This window comes from Planotetraspora silvatica (assembly GCF_016863315.1).
In the GTDB taxonomy this organism is placed as follows: domain Bacteria; phylum Actinomycetota; class Actinomycetes; order Streptosporangiales; family Streptosporangiaceae; genus Planotetraspora; species Planotetraspora silvatica.
In genome coordinates this window covers 78315-96820 of sequence record NZ_BOOQ01000010.1, presented here as the reverse complement: position 1 = coordinate 96820, position 18506 = coordinate 78315, and the positions used below count along the sequence as shown (strand labels likewise).

Below are 18506 nucleotides of genomic sequence, written 5' to 3'. Positions count from 1 at the left end.
GGGCTCTGATCCGCTACGAACTGCCTCCTGCCTGATCTTCCGAAGCGAGGGCATCGAACACATATGGACTACAAGCTGACTCAGAAGAGCCAGGAAGCCCTGTCCGGGGCGGTCCGGCGGGCGGCCACCGAGGGGAACCCCGAGGTCTCTCCCGCCCACCTCTTCACCACTTTGCTGGCCCAGACGGGGGGCACCGCCGTACCGCTCCTGGAGGCGGTCGGCGCGGACTGGAAGCGGCTCCGGACGCAGGCCGAGGAGCTGCTCGACCGGCTTCCCAAGGCACAGGGCTCCACGGTGAGCGCGCCTTCCACCTCCCGGCAGCTGCTCACCGTGCTGAACACCGCCGCGCAGCGGGCCAAGCGGCTCGAGGACGACTACGTCTCGACCGAGCACCTGCTCGTCGGTCTCGCGGCGGACGGCGGCCAGGTGGCCGACCTGCTCAAGGCGGAGGGCGCCACCCCCAACGCACTTCTCGACGTCTTCGAGAAGGTCCGCGGGCACGCCCGGGTGACGAGCGAGACGCCTGAGGACACCTTTCAGGCGCTCGAGAAGTACGGCGTCGACCTCACGGAGCGGGCGCGCGCCGGCAAGCTCGATCCCGTCATCGGGAGGGACACCGAGATCCGGCGAGTGGTCCAGGTGCTCTCCCGCCGCACCAAGAACAACCCCGTGCTGATCGGCGAGCCCGGCGTCGGCAAGACCGCCGTCGTCGAGGGGCTGGCCCAGCGGATCATCGCCGGCGACGTGCCGGAGAGCCTCAAGAACAAGCGCCTGGTCGCCCTCGACCTCGGCGCGATGGTCGCGGGCGCGAAATACCGCGGCGAGTTCGAGGAACGCCTCAAGGCCGTGCTCAACGAGATCAAGGAGAGCAACGGCCAGATCGTCACGTTCATCGACGAACTGCACACCATGGTCGGCGCCGGGGCCGCCGAGGGTGCGATGGACGCGGGTAACATGCTCAAGCCCATGCTCGCCCGCGGCGAGCTGCGGATGATCGGCGCCACCACCCTCGACGAGTATCGCGAGCGCATCGAGAAGGACCCCGCGCTGGAGCGCCGCTTCCAGCAGGTCTACGTCGGCGAGCCGACGGTCGAGGACACGATCGCGATCCTGCGCGGGCTGAAGGGCCGCTACGAGGCCCACCACAAGGTGCAGATCTCCGACAGTGCGCTCGTCGCCGCCGCGACCCTGTCCGACCGGTACATCACGGCCCGTTTCCTCCCCGACAAGGCCATCGACCTGGTCGACGAGTCGATGTCCCGCCTCCGCATGGAGATCGACTCCAGGCCCGTGGAGATCGACGAGCTCCAGCGCATCGTCGACCGCCTGAAGATGGAGGAGCTCGCGCTCGCCAAGGAGACCGATGAGGCGAGCCGCCAGCGCCTGGACAAGCTCCGCGAGGAGCTCGCCAACCGCCAGGAGGAGCTGAGCGCCCTGGTCGGGCGCTGGGAGCGCGAGAAGGCCGGGCTCAACAGGGTCGGCGAGCTGAAGAAGCAGCTCGACGAGGCGCGCGGCGCCGCGGAGCGGGCTCAGCGTGACGGAGACTTCGAGGCCGCCTCCCGCGTGATGTACGGCGACGTGCCCCGGCTGGAGAAGGACCTCGCCGAGGCCACCCGGGCCGCGGAGGAGGCCGAGGTCGAGCCGATGGTCAAGGAAGAGGTCGGCCCCGACGACATCGCCGAGGTCATCTCCTCCTGGACCGGCATCCCCGCCGGGCGGCTGCTGGAGGGCGAGACGGCCAAGCTCCTCCGGATGGAGGACGAGCTGGGCAGGCGCCTCATCGGCCAGCGTCAGGCCGTCCAGGCCGTCTCCGACGCGGTACGGCGGGCCCGAGCCGGCATCGCCGACCCCGACCGGCCCACCGGCTCGTTCCTGTTCCTCGGCCCGACGGGCGTCGGCAAGACCGAGCTGGCCAAGGCCCTCGCGGAGTTCCTGTTCGACGACGAGCGCGCCATGACCCGCATCGACATGAGCGAGTACAGCGAGAAGCACAGCGTGGCCCGGCTGGTGGGAGCGCCTCCCGGTTACGTCGGCTACGAGGAGGGCGGCCAGCTCACCGAGGCCGTGCGCCGCCGGCCGTACACCGTGGTGCTCCTCGACGAGGTGGAGAAGGCGCATCCCGAGGTCTTCGACATCCTGCTGCAGGTGCTCGACGACGGCCGGCTCACCGACGGCCAGGGCCGTACGGTCGACTTCCGCAACACGATCCTCATCCTCACCTCCAACATCGGCTCGCAGTTCCTGGTCGACCCGAAGCTGGAGAGTGACGCCAAGCGGGAGGCCGTGCTGAACGCGGTGAGGGGGGCGTTCAAGCCGGAGTTCCTCAACCGGCTCGACGACGTCATCGTCTTCGACGCCCTCGGCACGGAGGAGCTCTCGCAGATCGTCGACCTGCAGGTCTCCCGGCTCGCCAGAAGGCTGGCCGACCGCCGCCTGACGCTCACGGTGTCTCCCGCTGCACGCGACTGGCTGGCGCTCACCGGCTACGACCCGCTGTACGGCGCCCGTCCGCTCCGGCGGCTGGTGCAGTCGGCGATCGGTGACAAGCTCGCCAAGGAGCTGCTGTCCGGCGAGATCCGCGACGGGGAAGAGGTAATCGTCGACCTTGACGAAGCCGGTGACACGCTAAGCATTCGGCCTGCTCGGTAAGGTCTTCGCCACCATTGAGGCAAGCCGACCCCCGTGTTTTCCCTCGCTGCTACGTTCGGCGTTCGTCGGAATACCGTAAGCAACCAGGGGGACGTGGATGTCCAGGACATCACGAAGTATGCGGGGGCGGTGCGTCGTTCTGGCGGCGGTCACCGCTGGGGTGAGCTGGCTCGCGACCGGTCACGCGATGGCGGACGGCACGACCATGACCGACGCCTGCAAGCCGCATAACCAGAACTCGCCGGCGAACCTGAACACTCTCACTCCGCCGAGCGGAGTGCTCAGCATCGCCGACACCGCCGGGGCCGCAGCCGCGCACGGGTTGCCCTCCATGCCCGGACGGCCGGCCACCACGACCACGGGCGGCACGGCGCAGGGCGGCATACCCAAGGGCGACACACCCAAGGGCGGTGCACCCAAGGGCGGCGCGGCCAAGGGCGGCGCGGCGCAGGGTGCTCAGGGCGCCCCGGGCAAGTCCGCCGCAGGCCGCCCGAGGACGCTTCCGGCCCCCGCGCCCGACGCGTCGACGGTGCTGCCCGCGCTGCCGAACGCCAAGAAGGCGGCTCCGGCGGGAGCGCAGATGGCGCCTCAGGCCGTGTCCAAGGCAGTGCCCGCCGAGATGCCGAACCCGGCTCCGGCGGTGGACGCGGCACAGTCCGTGGCCAAGCAGGCCGCGACGGGGGCCTCCTCCGCGGCTGAGGCGGCCCAGCCGTCGACGACGGTTCCCATGGTTCCCCTCATGGCCATCGCTCCGGCACGGCCGGGCGTGATGCGCCAGGCGTGCACTCCGGCGGCGGCGAAGGCCGGGAACGAGCACAACCCCAAGGGCCGGAACTCGGCCGCGGCGGGACGTGGAAAGAACGACAAGTCGTCATCCCGTTCGGGCGCCGAGTTCCTTCCGGCTCATCCCCACGGCCGTCCCCACCACAAGGTGCCGTCGGCCGTCGTCCAGCCGGGGGACAAGCAGCACGGCGGACAGAACGCGGTGACGCCCGCCGGCCCAGGCCGTCCGGCTCACCCGAACTCCGGCACCCAGGAGGCCGCTGGAACCAAGGCCAAGCAGGCTGATCAGGGACGTGGTGCACAGGGCCACCGGAGCCACAACGCGGACGCCAAGACCCGGTCCGCGGAAGGCGCCAACACACGGACCGGCGTGGTGCACCCGAAGGCGCCGGCACACCCGAACGGCGCCGTACCGAACGACCTCACCGCTCCCGCTCTGGCCAAGGCCGCGGACACGCACTCGGTGACCAGGCTCGCGAACAACGCGACCGACAGCACGATCCTGCCCTGAGCAGAAGGACTGAGGACGATCCCGGCCGTACGACTTCGTACCGGCCGGGACGGAAGGGGCCGTATGCCGCGCGGCCCCTTTTTCATCGCCGTCCTTCAGCCCGCACCGGCTCAGCGGGTGACGTCGAGCAACGCGTCGAGATCGTCCTCAGGCAGTCCCAGGTCGACCCGGATGCGGTAGCGGGTGCGCAGCAGCACCTCCCGCATGGTGGAGCCCGACGCGCAGGCGCCGACCCCTTCGGTCGCCCACTCGTGGGCGCCCTGCAGATCTCCGTACGCGACCAGCGTCTCGGCGACGGTGAGCGCCGTGGCGGGATTCCACGGCCCGGCCTTGATGTCCGCGATGACGTCCCGCGCCTCGTCGGACCGTTCTAGCTCGAAGAGCGTGTCGGCGATGCCCGACCGGGGATCGATCAGCACCTCGCCGCCGTCGTCGACCGCGCTCTGGAACCGCTCGAGAGCGGTCACGGGCTGACCCGCCTGCCGCCACTCCTCCGCGGCCAGCACGAGAATCGCCGCCCTCGACACCTCGCCGGACTCGTAGCCCTGGGCCAGCGCATCGAGTTGAGATGCGAGGGCACCGTGGTCATCGAGCAGGAGCGCCTGTTCGAGCAGTCGATCCAGCTGCTCATGCGTCACATGTGCCACAGAGCCGAGGCTACCGATCTCGGCCCGTCTTTGCAGGGACAACGGCAGGCATTCACGAAGCAACGATTAGTACACGTTCGCACACGAATCGTGTCTCAGTACAGCTGACCGGGCATATTGCCCGCGCTGTGCTAATCGGAGCTGGCGGAGGGCTGACAGGTCATGTCCAAGCGGGTGATGGTGACTCTTGCTTCCGCCGCAGTGCTGTCCGCAGTCGTTCCCGGTATCGCCGGCTATGTGACCGCGCAGTTCGAGGCGCTCGACCAGGCGCGCAAGGAACTCGCGCGGCTCCAGTCCCAGCTCCGCATGGTCGAGTTGAACGTCGAGCCCGCCGCGGCCGTGCCATGCGGTCCCGGGACGTCCTCGGACGACAACATGCGGGAACTGCAGGTCCCCCGGCACACGCATGTCAGACCCTGGCACAACTCGGCCTACATGGAAGCGGTGCCGCCCTCGATATGGAGTTCGCTGGAGGTGCCGAACATCGCACGCCCGGCGGTCTCCCCCTGGCCTCGCGAGCTGGCCCACCAGCCGTTCCGCTTCGAGCGGAGCGTCAGGGCGCCCCGCGAGTGGCCCCACGATCATTCCGGCTGGGACGATCGCAACTGGCGCGAGAGGTAACCGCGGACGAGGTGTCTCGCCTCGGTGACGATCTCCGGCGCCCCCGAGGGGTCGTGCCGGAAGGCGAGCTTGAGCACGGCGTCACCCGCCTCGGCGGCCACGAGGATGGCACGGTCCACATCTTCGCTGTCCAGCAGCCCGAACTCCTCCAGCAGCAGCGCACGCAGGCGCCCGGCTATCACAGTGTTGTTGTCCGCCACCGAGTCGGGCACGTCGAGCCCCTCGACGTCGCCGAAGTGAAGCGAGCGGAACCCGGGGACCGTTCGGTGGAGATCGACGTACTCGTCAATGATCGCGTCCACCGCCTCCCACCAACCGCTGTAGTCGTCGGTGATGAAGCGGCGGCCGACCCTGGTCACGAACAACTCGAGGTTCCTCCGGGTCAGCGCCTGGCTCAGGGCCCGCTTGTCCGGGAAGAACTGGTAGACGGATCCGATCGCGACACCGGCGCGCTCGGCGACCCGGGTGGTCGAGAGCGCCTCGTATCCGCCCTCGTCCAGCAACTCGGCACAGGCGTCGAGCATCCGTTCGACCCTGCGGGCGCTCCTGCGTTGCGACGGACGCCGGCGCAGGGGTCCGGCGGGGACCGACGGCTCCTGCCCACCGACAGAAGAACGTTCCACATCCTGTACGCGCTGGCTGGACACATACCCATCTTGCACGCGGATGCCGCCGAGGTCAGGTCTTACTCATGAGTCGCATGGAAATGCCGTGACGTTCCCTCATGGTCTGGCGTCGAGACCCGCACAGCCGCGCAGGTTCCGGTAGTTCGCGATGCCCCGTTGCTTGGCCGCTCCGGTCTCCGGGATGGGGATGCCGCCGCTGATCCGCGCGGGGGTCCACTGGTCCTTGAGGACCTTCCTGCCGTTGATCGTCAACGTCAGCACGCCCGTCTTGCCGGTCTCGGGACCGGAGTTGTAGAACGCGAAATTGCCCAGGCCGTAATGCACGTAGGCGCCGTCGTGATAGCCGCCGCCGAGCAGGACGTGCGCATGGCTGCCGACGATGACGTCGGCGCCCGCCGCCTGGAGCTCGTCCGCCAGGGACCGCTGGACGGAGGTGGGGCAGGCGGCGAGTTCCGTGCCCCAGTGCAGGAAAACGATCACGGTGTCGGAGTTCTTCCGGGCCTGCCGTACGGCCTGGACCAGACGCGGCTCGTTCTTCGCCGACGCGAGGCCTCCCTTGCCCGCGGTGGCCGTCCATGCCTGGACGAACTCGTCGTCGAGGACCTGCGTCGCACCGATCAGGGACACCCGGTTCCCCTTGACGGTGACCCGGTACGGACGGTAGGCCGCCGCCTCGTCCTTGCCGATGCCGACCACGGGGAACTTGCTCTGCTTGATCGCGCCGAGCGTGTCCCGCAGGCCGCTCTCCATGTAGTCCATGCCGTGGTTGTTGGCCATCGTGACCACGTCGACCCCGGCCGCCTTCAGGGCCGTGAAGGCCGAGGCAGGCGCCCGGAAGGTGTATTGCTTGCCCGGGGCGGGCGTCCCACCGGTGGTGATGGCCGTCTCCAGGTTGAGCGCGGTGAGGTCGGCCTTGCTCAGCACGCTCGCGATCGGGCCGAGGGCCGTACGCGGATTGCTGTCGAGGCGGCCGCGGAGCACGCCCTCGAAATGCACGTCCCCGGCGAAGGAGATCGTGTACGGCCGGCGCACCGGCTTGGCAGGCGGCGGCTTAGAAGGGCTGGCGCTCGCCTCCTGTTCCACCGGGCTGGGCACCGGCTGGCCTTCCGCTGCCGAGCATGCGGCGACGAAAAGAAGGAGGAGGACGGGGAGGAGGGCTCGTCGTCTCACGACTCCAGAGCATGCCACCTCTGCCCGACAGAGTCGCTGTGCAAAGGTTTCGCCAGGAAGACTGGGAGAGTTCCTTTACTTGAATAATTCAGCTTTAGTGAGCTAGCGTGATGGGTGTGGGGGACGCCATCCGACTTCGCCAGGCGGGACTGCGGGTAACCGCAGCCCGGCTTGCCATCTTGCAGACCGTGAGGAACGGCGACCATCTCGACGTGGAGACCATCCACCGGGGTGTCTGCGATCGCGTCGGCCAGGTCTCCCTGCAAGCCGTCTACGACTCACTGAACGCGCTCCAGCGCGGCGGACTGCTCCGCCGCATCGAGCCCGCGGGAAGCCCCACTCGCTACGAGGCCAGGGTGGGCGACAACCACCACCACCTCGTCTGCCGCGAGTGCGGAAGGGTCACAGACGTCGACTGTGCCGTCGGGCACGCCCCCTGCCTGGAACCCGTGTCCAACGCCGGCTTCCTGGTCGACGAGGCGGACGTCATCTACTGGGGGATCTGTCCCGGCTGCCGCAGCGTCACCGCCGAAGTCGCGGGCCCCGTTTAAGGCCGGCTCGCGTCTGGATCCACATCTTTTGAAGAGCAAATCTCGGAGGGAACCCCATGACCGACAGGCCGATGACCACCACAGACGCAGGGATCCCCGCTCCCAGCGACGAGTTCTCGCTGTCCGTCGGCCCCAACGGGCCCCTGCTGATGCAGGACCACTACGTCATTCAGAAGATGGCCCAGTTCAACCGTGAACGCGTGCCCGAGCGGGTCGTGCACGCCAAGGGCGGCGGCGCCCACGGCATCCTGCAGATCACCGAGGACGTCAGCCAGTTCACCAAGGCCGACCTCTTCCAGAAGGGCAAGGAGACCGACCTCTTCCTGCGCTTCTCCACGGTGGCGGGCGAGCTCGGCAGTGCGGACACCGCCCGTGACCCGCGCGGATTCGCGATCAAGTTCTACACCGAAGAGGGCAACTACGACATCGTCGGCAACAACACGCCGATCTTCTTCATCCGCGACCCCTCGAAGTTCTCCGACTTCATCCACAGCCAGAAGCGCCGCGCGGACACCCACCTGCGTGACAACAACATGCAGTGGGACTTCTGGACGCTTTCGCCGGAGTCGGCGCACCAGGTCACCTTCCTGATGACCGACCGCGGCACGCCGAAGAGCTGGCGGCACATGCACGGTTTCGGCTCGCACACGTTCCTCTGGTACAACGCCGCCGGCGAGAAGTTCTGGGTGAAGTACCACTTCAAGACCGATCAGGGCATCGAGAACTTCACCGCCGCCGAGGCGGGCGCGCTGGTCGCGCAGGACGCCGACCACCACATCCGCGACCTGCACACCGCGATCAAGAACGGCGACCACCCGTCCTGGACGGTGAACGTGCAGATCATGCCGTTCGAGGCCGCGGCGGACTACCGCTTCAACCCGTTCGACCTGACCAAGGTGTGGCCGCACAGCGACTATCCCGAGATCACGATCGGCAAGTTCACGCTCAACCGGAACCCGGAGAACTACTTCGCCGAGGTCGAGCAGGCAGGCTTCGAGCCGGCCAACCTCGTCCCCGGCATCGGCCCCTCCCCGGACAAGATGCTCCAGGGCCGGCTGTTCTCCTACCCGGACGCCCACCGCTACCGCATCGGGACCAACTACCTGCAGTTGCCCGTCAACGCGCCGAAGTCGCCCGTCCACAGCTACAACAAGGACGGCTCGATGCGTTTCAGCAACTCGAGCGACCCGGTGTACGCGCCGAACTCCGTCGGTGGCCCGGCCGCCGACCCGTCGATCTTCGCGGGCGAAAGCTACCAGGTCGCCGGCGAGATCATCCGCAGCGCGTACGTGAAGCATGCGGAGGACGACGACTTCGTTCAGCCGCGCGCCCTGTGGGAGAACGTCCTGTCGGACACCGACCGGGCCCACCTGGTGAGCAACATCGTCGGCCATGCCTCGGCTCCCGAGGTCACGGGCGACATGCGGAAGCGCGTGGTCGACTACTGGACCAACGTGCACAAGGACCTCGGCCAGGGCGTCGCCCAGGGTCTGGGTCTCGCCTGACCCCCGTCCCCTCACAGCGTGCGGCTTGTGCCTGTCTCCTTGGGCGCAAGCCGCACGCGCGTGTCGCACGCGTGGTGATCCGCCGCATTCTCAGGACGTCGAGCGGCGGCTCACCTAGATGCCGAACCTAGATGCCGAACCTAGATGTCGAACTCGCCGTCCTTGACTCCACCGATGAAGGCGTCCCATTCCACCGGGGTGAAAACGAGGACGGGACCCTCCTGGTTCTTACTGTCACGAACGCCGACCTGGCCGTCCGACAAAACGGCTATTTCAACGCAGGCGCAGTTGTTGGCACTGCGAGTGCTCTTCCACCAGGCAGCGCCCGGCAGATCCGTAGAGTTCATTTATTGGTCTCTCCCCCCGGGGTGATCCCTCGTCGGGGCTTCCGAGGCGGCTCAGGATGGCTCATCGCCAGTGGCTAAGACGTTTTTCTACGCATTTCCGAGAAGCCTCGACGTCCAATGCCTTGCTTTCCAGGTAATCGAAAGCGACCTCGTAGCGGTACACGACGGCCTCGTCCTCGACCAGGCGTCCGCCGAGGAGCGCCTCCAGATACACCACGTCATGGAATTCGGGCACCTTGAGATGACTGAAGGCTCCCGTGTTGATCGGATGCTCGGCATCCAGAGGGAGGATCCTCAACTGGACGTTGGGGAGTTCCGAGACTTCGATCAGCCGTCCGAGTTGCTCGCTCATCACTTCGTCGTCCCCGAAACGACGCAGCAGCACGGACTCCTCGATCACGACGGAGAGGTTCACCGGACTCTGGGTGCGAAGGACGGACTCTTGCCTGGCCATCCGGACCTCGATCCGGCTCCGGACCCCACCTGGCGCTTCGAGAGTGCTCCGCTGTCCGCTTTCCATCATGGCTCGGACGTATGTCTCCGTCTGGAACAGGCCCGGCACCACCTGGGGTTCCCAGTCTCGTGCCGCCGTGGCTTCGGCCTCCAGCCCCAGGAAAGTGGTGTATTCCTTCGGCAGAGAGTCCCGATACTCCTCCCACCAGCCCTTTCGGGTCGCATCCCGGTGCAGGGCAAGCAGCTCATGGCGCTGGCGCGAATCTACCACGTAGATCGATAGCAGGGCCTCGATGTCGCCCTCGCGCGGCGAGGTTCTGGCCGTCTCGATCCGGCTCACCTTCGCCGCCGACCAGCCCAGCTGCGCGGCGACCTGGTCGCCGGTGAACTCGGCGCGCTCTCTCAGCCGGCGAAGCTCCTGACCGAGCCTTCGCCGGCGAACGGTGGGACTGCCATGATCCGGCACCCGCCGACCTCCTTGGTCACGCCAAGCGGGCGCGCGCCTTCGTCGGGCCGCTTCGCGGAGCATAGTGCAAATTGCACCGACACATGCACCGCACGCCTAAAAGATCCTTGCAAGTTTCCTTTCGCCAAGTATTGCAGCGATATCCCTCCTGGGTCACGATCGATGCGGGAGGGGTTCCCGGAATTTCGGGGAGGCGCCGATGAAAATGCGGCGAACGGCTCGGCGGACCGCTTCCTTCACATGGGCAACACCCGTATCCGACGACGGTGTCGCCCTTCGCGGATATCGCGACGACGGGGAGGCGTCCGGCCACCGGGAATCATCACGTGCCTAGCGACGGCGACCAGGTCGCTCGCATCGCGACATGCCCGTTCGCGGGCTTTGTTAAAGCCGGGCCGAAAGGCTGCCACCTGCCGACCCGGCGAGCAGAAACGAGAACTCCATCTCGAAGCCACCCGAAAAGGAGTCTCCATGCATCCCCACGGTACCAATTGGTTATTACTAATCAAGACCCACATGAACATGGCGGATCGAGCGCTCTGCGCCGACCAGGACGACTGGGCGTACGAACTTCGCTGGACGGTCAACCGGACCGGCTTCGGCGCCCGGCACTACCGCGATCCGCGGTTCGATCTCGTGCGCGAACTCGAGGAAGTCGGCCGCGCCTTCACCGCGTGACGGGGGCGTGCCCGCGCCCGCGGGCCCCACGGACGCGCCCAGACGCACCGCGGGGGCGTCAGGGCGCGGGGAAGCCCTAGAATTTCATTCGGTTCTAGGGCTTCCCTCCAGCCCGTCACGGCCGGGAACGCCGGGGTCGGCGCCGACACCCTCATGGACGAGACGGTCGTGGATCCCCTTTCCGGAAACGCCGTCCGGTCGTGATCGTCGCTCCCTGAGCCGTCCCCGATACGAGCAATCGCCGGAGAAGCGGGCGAGCGGTGATCACAGGGCGTTAGGCTTTCGAGAGTGACGATCGCTCTCCAGGAACGGCTGGACGCCCAGATCACCTTCGCCATGGAGATCGACAAGCTCAAGCGCATCATCCGCCGGAACACGCTGATCGACGGCTCACGGCGGGAGAACGACGCCGAGCATTCCTGGCATCTCGGCATGATGGCCATGGTCATGGCCGAGCACGCCCCGCCGGGAACCGATCTCGACAAGGTCGTCGCCATGTTGCTGGTGCACGACATCGTGGAGATCGACGCGGGGGACACCTACATTTACGACACCGTGGCGGTCGAAGGCCAGGCCGCACTGGAGCAGGCGGCGGCCGACCGGATCTTCGGAATGCTCCCCGAGGACCAGTGCAGGCGGATGCGGGCCCTCTGGGACGAGTTCGAGGAGCGCCGCACAAGTGAGGCGCGCTTCGCCAAGGCGCTCGACCGGCTCGCGCCCATCCTGGCCAATCACCACAACGAGGGCGGGTCCTGGGCTCTGAACAAGGTGACCGCCCGCCAGGTGCTGGAGAAGGTGCAGATCATCACGGAGGGTTCGCCGGCTCTGGGTGAGTTCGCGGCCCGGCTGATCGAGTCGTCGGTGGCCAACGGCCACCTCGCCCCCTGAGACTCCGCCACCCTCACGAATACCCCACGAACGACCCCGTCGCGGCCCCACTGAGGCCCTGCTGAGGGTCCGTTCCGGCGTGCCGCCCCATGTTCATGGCCGTGGCGGGCGGGTACGTGCTCCGTGTTAAGGGGGCGAATGATGGAGAAGACGACAAGGCCGCGACGGACGGGCCGGCTGCCACGAATTGTCCCATCGCCGAACCTCCTCGACGGGCTGGAACGGACGACCGCCATGGATCGGCCGGTCAACGCGCTGTCCAAGGCCATACGCCGCAGACTGGGCCCGAGCAGGCTCAGGGACGTCCTGCACGGGGTTCCCCTGGGACACCCGCTGCATCCCGCGATGGCGATGGTGAGCGCGGGATGCTGGATCGCGTCGGCGGTTCTCGACGTCACCAGGTCGGACCCGCGGGCGTCGCGGACCCTGATCGCGACCGGCGTCGGCATGGCCCTGCCCACGGCGACCGCCGGCCTGGCCGACTGGTCGACGTTGCACCGGGAACAGCAACGGGTGGGCTTCGTTCACGCGATCATGAATGTCACCGCCACCGGTCTGTACACCGGCTCGCTGCTGATGCGGATGGCGGGCCGCGAGCGGACCGGCCGGGCGCTGGCGTTCACCGGCCTCGGCGCCGTCTCCGTGGGCGCCTATCTCGGCGGTCACATGGCCTACCGCCAGGCCGCAGGGGCGAACCACGCCGAGTCGGTCAGCCACCTGGTGCCGCTCGGCTGGCACGATCTCTGTTCGCTCAAGGACCTGCCCAACGGGCGTCCGGTCAGAAGGCGCCTCGGCTACATCGAGTTGTTCGTGCTCCGCCTGGGCGACGGCGTGAGCGTGCTCGCGGACGGCTGCTCCCACCTCGCGGGGCCGCTCCACCAGGGGCGCGTCACCGTCGAGGACGGCGACCCCTGCATCGTGTGCCCCTGGCACAGCAGCGTCTTCCGCATCTCGGACGGCTCGGTCGTGCACGGCCCGGCGACCGCGAAGCAGCCCGCGTTCAGGACGCGGTTACGGCAGGACGGCGTCGTTCAGGTCCGTCCCGCCGACTGAACGCACCCGCGCCGCGACCCGGTGCTCAGAGTTCGTCGGGTTTCGGACCGTCCGCGGGGTGCTCGACCAGGGCGAGGATCCTCGAGGACATGAACCGGGCCGTGCGTACCTGCGTGCCCGTCCTGGTCACCTCGCTGACCTCGACGATGCCCCGGCCCGTGCTGATCTCGACGCGACGGCCCGCCCTCGTCGCGATCACCTCGTAGGTACGCGGAGTTCCCCCCGCATCAATGACGATCTCCACCCAGTCGCCCTTCATAAGGGCGTACATACCCTTTTACGACACCAGCTTCACTATCGCCGCGACTCCGACACAGACGATGAAACCGCGGAGAAGGGCCGGGGGAAGCCTGCGGCCCACGCGGGCGCCGAAGAACCCGCCCACGGCCGAGCCGACCGCCACCAGCAGTACGACGATCCAGTCCACGTCCGCCACCAGAATGAACAGCACCGCGGCCGTGCTGTTGACCAGCAGGGACAACAGATTCTTGGCGGCGTTGATCCGTTGCAGGTGCTCGTCGAGGAACACCCCGAGCAGGCCGATCAGCACAATCCCCTGGGCCGCCCCGAAATAGCCCCCGTAGACGCCCGCCAGCAGGACGCCCAGCCACAACCAGGGCCCGCCGTGGGGATGCGCCCGCCGGCCGGTCAGCCACCGGCTCAGCTTCGGCTGGAGGAGCACCAGCACGCAGGCCACCGCGATGAGTACGGTCACGATCACCGGGAAGGCGCCCTCCGGCAACGTGAGGAGCAGGATTCCGCCGGCCAGCGAGCCCAGCACGGAGGCGATCGCGAGCCGGAGCAGCCGGCCCCGCTGGCCGCTCAACTCGGCGCGGTAGCCCAGCACGCCGGTGATGCCGCCGGGGACCAGCCCGATGTTGTTGGACACGTTGGCCACGATGGGCGGGATCCCCACGGCCAGCAGTGTCGGAAAGGTGATGAGTGACCCCGACCCCACCACTGCGTTGATCGCACCGGCTCCAATGCCGGCCGCGAACACGGCGGCGGCGTCCAACGGCGTCAAAAGTGCTACTCCCTCGTACGGCTAACGCCTGATCGTAGGCGGCGGGCCGTACGGGACCGCGAGCGCCCCCTGATCACCGTTCAGGGGGTGGGGGTCGAACCGTTCTGGTCGGTGTGCGACTGCTCCTTCGGCGCGGAGAACAGGCCGCCGAGGTTCTCGAGGACCTTGTTCATCTCCGAGGGGACGATCCAGACCTTGTTGGCGTCGCCCTTGGCGATCTCGGGAAGCGTCTGAAGGTACTGGTAGGCCAGCAACCGCTGATCGGGCTTGCCCTCGTGGATGGCGCGGAAGACCATCGAGATGGCGTCGGCCTGGCCCTTGGCCCGCATGGCCTGGGCCTCCGCGTCGGCCTGGGCGCGGAGCACGACGGCCTCCGCCTCGCCCTTGGCCTTGAGCACGGCCGACTCCCGCTGACCCTGCGCGGTGAGGATGGCGGACTGTTTCTGCCCCTCGGCGGCGAGGATCGCGGCCCGCTTGTCGCGGTCGGCCCGCATCTGCTTCTCCATCGAGTCCTGGATCGAGGCGGGCGGGTCGATGGCCTTGAGCTCCACGCGGTTGACCCGGATGCCCCATTTGCCGGTGGCGTCGTCCAGCACTCCCCGCAACTCGGTGTTGATCTCCTCGCGTGAGGTCAGCGTGCGCTCCAGGTCCATGCCGCCGACCACGTTGCGCAGGGTCGTCACGGTCAGCTGCTCGACGGCGACGATGAAGCTGGCGATCTCGTAGGTCGCCGCCTTCGGGTCGGTGACCTGGAAGTAGATGACCGTGTCGATCGAGACGACCAGGTTGTCCGAGGTGATCACCGGCTGGGGCGGGAACGTGACGACCTGCTCGCGCAGATCGACCTCGACCTTGATCCGGTCGATGAACGGCACCACGATGTTGAGACCGGCGTGGAGAGTGCGGTGGTAACGACCGAAACGTTCCACGATGCAGGCGGTGGCCTGGGGAACGATCCGGATCGTCCGGGCCAGGGCGAATCCCACGACGGCCACCACGACTACGGCGGCGATGAGCTGACCCATCCGACACTCCAGTCTGTGAACCCTGACTGGAGGATATGCCGTTTCGGCTTTACGCGCGGATTAAGCGTTGATGTCGGAGAGTTGGGGATCTCAGTACGGCCGGGCGTACCAGCGCCCAGTCGCGCTCCGGTCGAGCGCCAGGGGCACGCCGAACGTGTGGGAGAGGTTGTCGGAGGTCATCACCGACTCGATCGGGCCCTGGGCGACCGCGGAGCCGTGGCGGAGCAACATCGCGTGGGTGAACCCGGCGGGGATCTCCTCGACATGGTGGGTGACCAGGACCATCGTGGGGGCCTTGGAGTCCTGGGCCAGCGTGCCGAGGCGGCGTACGAGGTCCTCCCTGCCGGCCACGTCGAGCCCGGCGGCGGGCTCGTCCAGGAGCAGTAACTCGGGGTCGGGCATCAGGGCCCTGGCGATCTGGACACGCTTGCGTTCCCCCTCGGAGAGGGTCGAGAAGCGCCGGCGGATCAGGTGGGCGCAACCGAGCTGGTCGATGAGCTCGACCGCGCGGGTCACGTCGTGGGAGTCGTACTCCTCCGTCCACCGCCCGAGGATGGCGTAGGAGGCCGTGAGCACGAGGTCGATGACCTTCTCGTCCGGCGGCACCCGCTCGGCGAGCGCGGAGCTGGCCAGGCCGATCCTCGTCCGCAGTTCGAAGACGTCCACCTGGCCGAGCCGTTCGCCGAGAACGTCCACCGCGCCCTCGGTGGGATACATCAGCGCGCCCGCCACCTGGAGCAGCGTGGTCTTGCCCGCGCCGTTGGGGCCGATGATCACCCAGCGCTCGTCCTCGCGCACGGTCCAGTCGATGCCGCGCAGCAGCGCCGCGCCGTCCCTGCGGACGGCCACGTCTTGAAACCGAAGCACCTGACCGCCCATGTGGTCCCCCTCCCGTGAATGCTCCACCAACTATGACAGGCCCGAACACTTATCGTGGATCGGGTGCGCATCGATTCACCGATCTCCGCCACCCTCGTCTCGTGGGGCAACGCCTGGCTGGCCGGGCACGTCGGCCTCGACGAGGCCGTCGACCGCGTCGAGCGGGCGGCGGGCCCCCAAGTGGTGGCAACCGAAGCGGGCGAGACAACGCTCCGCGCCTTTCTCGTGGACCAGCGGATCGAAGGGCTCAGCTCGTTCCGGCTGGCCCTCCCGATCCCCGGCGATCCCCTCGGGCTGACAGGACCCCCCGCGTTCAACGGCGCCGCCATCGACGCCGGCCAGGCCGCGGTGGCCGTCCTGCCGGGGCGCTGCCTCGGTCTCGTGCCCGCCGACGACAGAAGGGGATCGTCCTATCAGGGCATCCTCTGGACCGCGTGCGAGGCCTCGACCGCCGTGCCGAGCCTCCCCTCACTCGCCGAGGCCGAGCAGGTGTTGTCGGCGGCGATGCGGGCGGCCACCGAGGCGCTGCTCGGCGTCGAGGGGCCGGCCCAGGGATTCCCCGCGCTCGACACGGTCGACGACGCCCTCGCCCCCGGGTATCCCGGCCGGGCGCACCGCGTCGGCGCCCTCGCCGCACGGCTCGCCCTCGCCCTGCGCCTGGCCGACGAGCGCGGCCTCACGTCGGGGCAGCTCGCGACGCGCGGCGAGGCCCTCCGCGACCTCGACAGAGCCGTACGGCGGGCCCGTGTGGCCGCCCATCACGCCATCGTCGAGTCCGGCCAGCCGCAGATCTAGCCGGTCACGCGAGGCCGTGCCTGACGGCGTAGAGGGCGGCCTGGGTCCTGTCCTGGACACCGAGCTTCATCAGGACGTTGGACACGTGGGTCTTCACGGTCTTCTCGGCCACGAGGAGCTCACGGGCGATCTCCCGGTTGGAACAGCCGGTCGCGATCAGCCGCAGCACCTCGAGTTCCCGCTCCGTCAGGACGGCCGTGGCGTCCGGCGCGGGGCCCGGCCCGGTCAGCATGGCGACGGCGGCGTCCGGGGCCAGCAGGACCTGGCCGCCGTGGACGGCCCTGATGGCCTGGACCAGCGCGGCCGGGTCGACGTCCTTGTAGAGGAAGCCCGCGGCGCCCGCCCGCATCGCCGGGGCCACGTCGACGGGGTCGCTCACCGACGTCAGGACGATCACCCGCACACCGAGGCCCTCCAACCGGCCGAGCGCCCCGAGCCCGTCGAGGACGGGCATCCTGAGGTCGAGCAGCAGCACGTCGGGCGTGAGGGACTCGGCCAGCGCCACCGCCTCCTCGCCGTCGGCGGCCTCGCCGATCACGGTCAGATCGTCCTGGACGTCCAGGAACGTGCGCAGGCCCTGCCGTACGACGGGATGGTCGTCGGCGATCAGCACCCGGATCATGCGGGAACCTCCAAACGGATCATCGTGCCGTGGCCCGGCCGTGAGACCACCGTGAGCGACCCGCCCGCGGCCTCGGCCCGGTCGTTCATCGAGGCGAGGCCCAGCCCGCGCCCGCCGGCCTCGTCGAACCCCATCCCGTCGTCGCTCACCTCGAGCACCAGCCTCGGCGGGTCGTGCGAGACCCGTACGGCGACATTGGGGGCGCAGGCGTGCCGCAGAGCGTTGTGCAACGCCTCCTGCGCGACCCGGAAGACGGCGATCTCGGCCAGCGCCGGCAGGTCGCCGGGCGGGTCACCGTCGAAGGTGAACGTGACCGAGGAGGGATGCAGGCGATCGAGCAGGTCGGCGTGCTTGCGGAGGGTCTCGACGAGCCCGTGCCGAGCCAGCTCGGCCGGGCGGAGTTCGACGATCACCGCGCGCAACTCGGCCAGCGCCTCCCCGGCCATCCGCTCCACCTGATCGATCTCCCTCGCGGCGCGCTCGGGGTCGGACCGCATCAGCGACGCGGCCGCCCTCGCCGTGAGACGGAGCGAGAACAGCTTCTGGCTGACGGAGTCGTGGAGGTCGCGGGCCATCCGCGTCCGCTCCTCGACGACCGTCAGCTCCCTGCCGCGTTCGTACAGGCGGGCGTTCGTGAGAGCGATCGCGGCGTGGGCGGCGAACATCGTGAGCAGGTCCTCGTCCGCCTCGGTGAACCCTCCGGGCGTCTTCTTGTTGGACAGGAAGATGATCCCCAGCACCTCTTCGCCGTCCTGGATCGGCACGCCGAGGAAGTCCTTGAGAACGGGGTGGGCCCGCGGCCACCACTCGAACCGGGGGTCCCTGCGGATGTCGGCGAGCCGGACGGGCGTGCCCTCGCGGAGCATCGCCCCGAGCATGCCGTGTTGCCGCGGCGTCGGGCCGATGGCCTCCCACTGCTCGTCCGTGATGCCTTCGGCGACGAACTCGGCGAACGCGCCCTGATCGTCCGGCACTCCCAGCGCCGCATAGCGGGCGTCGAGAAGTCGCGCCGCCGACCGCACGATGACCTGGAGCACCTCACGGACGGACAGATGCCGGGTGACGGCCAGCACGGCCGAGCTGACGGCGTGCAGCACGGCGTCACGACCGGGCTCGCTCGTTTCCTCCGACACGGACTTCACCCTAGGCGGTGGAACGGCGGCGGGCCTCAGCCGTCGGCCCTAGGCCGAACTGCCGACCCGGGGCCCGGTCC

20 protein-coding genes are annotated in these 18506 nt (G+C 68.6%); 9 read left to right on the top strand and 11 right to left on the bottom strand.

Going from position 1 to position 18506, the window contains the following annotated elements:
* The first annotated feature begins 63 nt into the window (after positions 1–63).
* On the top strand, positions 64–2649 hold the full coding sequence (gene clpB, locus Psi02_RS09715; protein WP_203973126.1) for an ATP-dependent chaperone ClpB: 2586 nt from the start codon (positions 64–66) through the stop codon (positions 2647–2649).
* Between the two features lie 97 nt (positions 2650–2746).
* Positions 2747–3943 (top strand): hypothetical protein, encoded by a 1197-nt coding sequence (locus Psi02_RS09710; protein WP_203973125.1) that lies wholly within the window; start codon positions 2747–2749, stop codon positions 3941–3943.
* A 110-nt stretch (positions 3944–4053) separates the two neighbouring features.
* Here Psi02_RS09710 and Psi02_RS09705 read toward each other — a convergent pair whose 3' ends face one another.
* Positions 4054–4590 carry a YfgM family protein gene (locus tag Psi02_RS09705; RefSeq protein WP_203973124.1) on the bottom strand — a complete coding sequence of 179 codons (537 nt, stop codon included), beginning with the start codon at positions 4588–4590 and terminating at the stop codon, positions 4054–4056.
* Positions 4591–4752: 162 nt separating this feature from the next.
* On the opposite strand from Psi02_RS09705, the gene Psi02_RS09700 reads away from it, so the two are divergent.
* Positions 4753–5211, top strand: a complete 459-nt coding sequence (locus tag Psi02_RS09700; RefSeq protein WP_203973123.1) for a hypothetical protein — start codon at positions 4753–4755, stop codon at positions 5209–5211.
* Here the strand turns inward: Psi02_RS09700 and Psi02_RS09695 are convergent.
* On the bottom strand, positions 5172–5735 hold the full coding sequence (locus Psi02_RS09695) for a TetR/AcrR family transcriptional regulator (RefSeq protein WP_203973122.1): 564 nt from the start codon (positions 5733–5735) through the stop codon (positions 5172–5174). The genes Psi02_RS09700 and Psi02_RS09695 overlap by 40 nt on opposite strands.
* Before the next feature lie 198 nt (positions 5736–5933).
* Positions 5934–7007, bottom strand: a complete 1074-nt coding sequence (locus Psi02_RS09690) for a CapA family protein (protein WP_203973121.1) — start codon at positions 7005–7007, stop codon at positions 5934–5936.
* A gap of 110 nt (positions 7008–7117) precedes the next feature.
* Here Psi02_RS09690 and Psi02_RS09685 point away from each other — a divergent pair, with 110 nt between their 5' ends.
* Positions 7118–7558, top strand: coding sequence for a Fur family transcriptional regulator (locus tag Psi02_RS09685; RefSeq protein ID WP_203973120.1), 441 nt, complete (start codon positions 7118–7120; stop codon positions 7556–7558).
* 56 nt (positions 7559–7614) lie between these two features.
* Complete coding sequence (locus tag Psi02_RS09680; RefSeq protein WP_203973119.1) at positions 7615–9063, top strand: catalase; 1449 nt, start codon at positions 7615–7617, stop codon at positions 9061–9063.
* Positions 9064–9203: 140 nt separating this feature from the next.
* Here Psi02_RS09680 and Psi02_RS09675 read toward each other — a convergent pair whose 3' ends face one another.
* Together Psi02_RS09675 and Psi02_RS09670 are read right to left on the bottom strand one after the other, a co-directional pair.
* Positions 9204–9410, bottom strand: coding sequence for a DUF397 domain-containing protein (locus Psi02_RS09675; protein WP_203973118.1), 207 nt, complete (start codon positions 9408–9410; stop codon positions 9204–9206).
* Positions 9411–9471: 61 nt separating this feature from the next.
* Positions 9472–10329, bottom strand: a complete 858-nt coding sequence (locus Psi02_RS09670; protein WP_239094759.1) for a helix-turn-helix domain-containing protein — start codon at positions 10327–10329, stop codon at positions 9472–9474.
* A gap of 522 nt (positions 10330–10851) precedes the next feature.
* Between Psi02_RS09670 and Psi02_RS09665 the strand changes: the two genes are divergently transcribed.
* The 3 genes from Psi02_RS09665 to Psi02_RS09655 all read left to right on the top strand — a co-directional run bounded on the left by Psi02_RS09665 (position 10852) and on the right by Psi02_RS09655 (position 12948).
* The gene (locus Psi02_RS09665; RefSeq protein WP_203973116.1) at positions 10852–11007 is read left to right on the top strand and encodes a hypothetical protein; all 156 of its coding nucleotides are present in this window, start codon (positions 10852–10854) and stop codon (positions 11005–11007) included.
* A gap of 336 nt (positions 11008–11343) precedes the next feature.
* Positions 11344–11895 carry an HD domain-containing protein gene (locus tag Psi02_RS09660; RefSeq protein WP_203973260.1) on the top strand — a complete coding sequence of 184 codons (552 nt, stop codon included), beginning with the start codon at positions 11344–11346 and terminating at the stop codon, positions 11893–11895.
* A 234-nt stretch (positions 11896–12129) separates the two neighbouring features.
* Complete coding sequence (locus Psi02_RS09655; RefSeq protein ID WP_239094758.1) at positions 12130–12948, top strand: Rieske (2Fe-2S) protein; 819 nt, start codon at positions 12130–12132, stop codon at positions 12946–12948.
* Between the two features lie 25 nt (positions 12949–12973).
* Here Psi02_RS09655 and Psi02_RS09650 read toward each other — a convergent pair whose 3' ends face one another.
* From Psi02_RS09650 to Psi02_RS09635, 4 genes are all read right to left on the bottom strand, one after another.
* A complete protein-coding gene (locus Psi02_RS09650) occupies positions 12974–13219 on the bottom strand; it encodes a DUF8836 family protein (protein WP_239094757.1) in 246 nt (81 codons plus the stop codon).
* Positions 13220–13225: 6 nt separating this feature from the next.
* The gene (locus tag Psi02_RS09645) at positions 13226–13972 is read right to left on the bottom strand and encodes a sulfite exporter TauE/SafE family protein (protein ID WP_203973114.1); all 747 of its coding nucleotides are present in this window, start codon (positions 13970–13972) and stop codon (positions 13226–13228) included.
* Between the two features lie 80 nt (positions 13973–14052).
* Entirely contained in the window at positions 14053–14997 is a 945-nt protein-coding gene (locus tag Psi02_RS09640) for an SPFH domain-containing protein (RefSeq protein WP_203973113.1), read from the bottom strand.
* 90 nt (positions 14998–15087) lie between these two features.
* On the bottom strand, positions 15088–15876 hold the full coding sequence (locus Psi02_RS09635; protein ID WP_203973112.1) for an ABC transporter ATP-binding protein: 789 nt from the start codon (positions 15874–15876) through the stop codon (positions 15088–15090).
* Between the two features lie 63 nt (positions 15877–15939).
* Here Psi02_RS09635 and Psi02_RS09630 point away from each other — a divergent pair, with 63 nt between their 5' ends.
* Complete coding sequence (locus tag Psi02_RS09630) at positions 15940–16671, top strand: Rv1486c family protein (RefSeq protein WP_203973111.1); 732 nt, start codon at positions 15940–15942, stop codon at positions 16669–16671.
* Positions 16672–16675: 4 nt separating this feature from the next.
* On the opposite strand, the gene Psi02_RS09625 is transcribed toward Psi02_RS09630, so the two are convergent.
* Positions 16676–17293, bottom strand: coding sequence for a response regulator (locus Psi02_RS09625; RefSeq protein ID WP_203973110.1), 618 nt, complete (start codon positions 17291–17293; stop codon positions 16676–16678).
* The gene (locus tag Psi02_RS09620) at positions 17290–18426 is read right to left on the bottom strand and encodes a GAF domain-containing sensor histidine kinase (protein ID WP_203973109.1); all 1137 of its coding nucleotides are present in this window, start codon (positions 18424–18426) and stop codon (positions 17290–17292) included. Before Psi02_RS09620 ends, Psi02_RS09625 begins: the two co-directional genes overlap by 4 nt.
* Between the last annotated feature and the right edge of the window lie 80 nt (positions 18427–18506).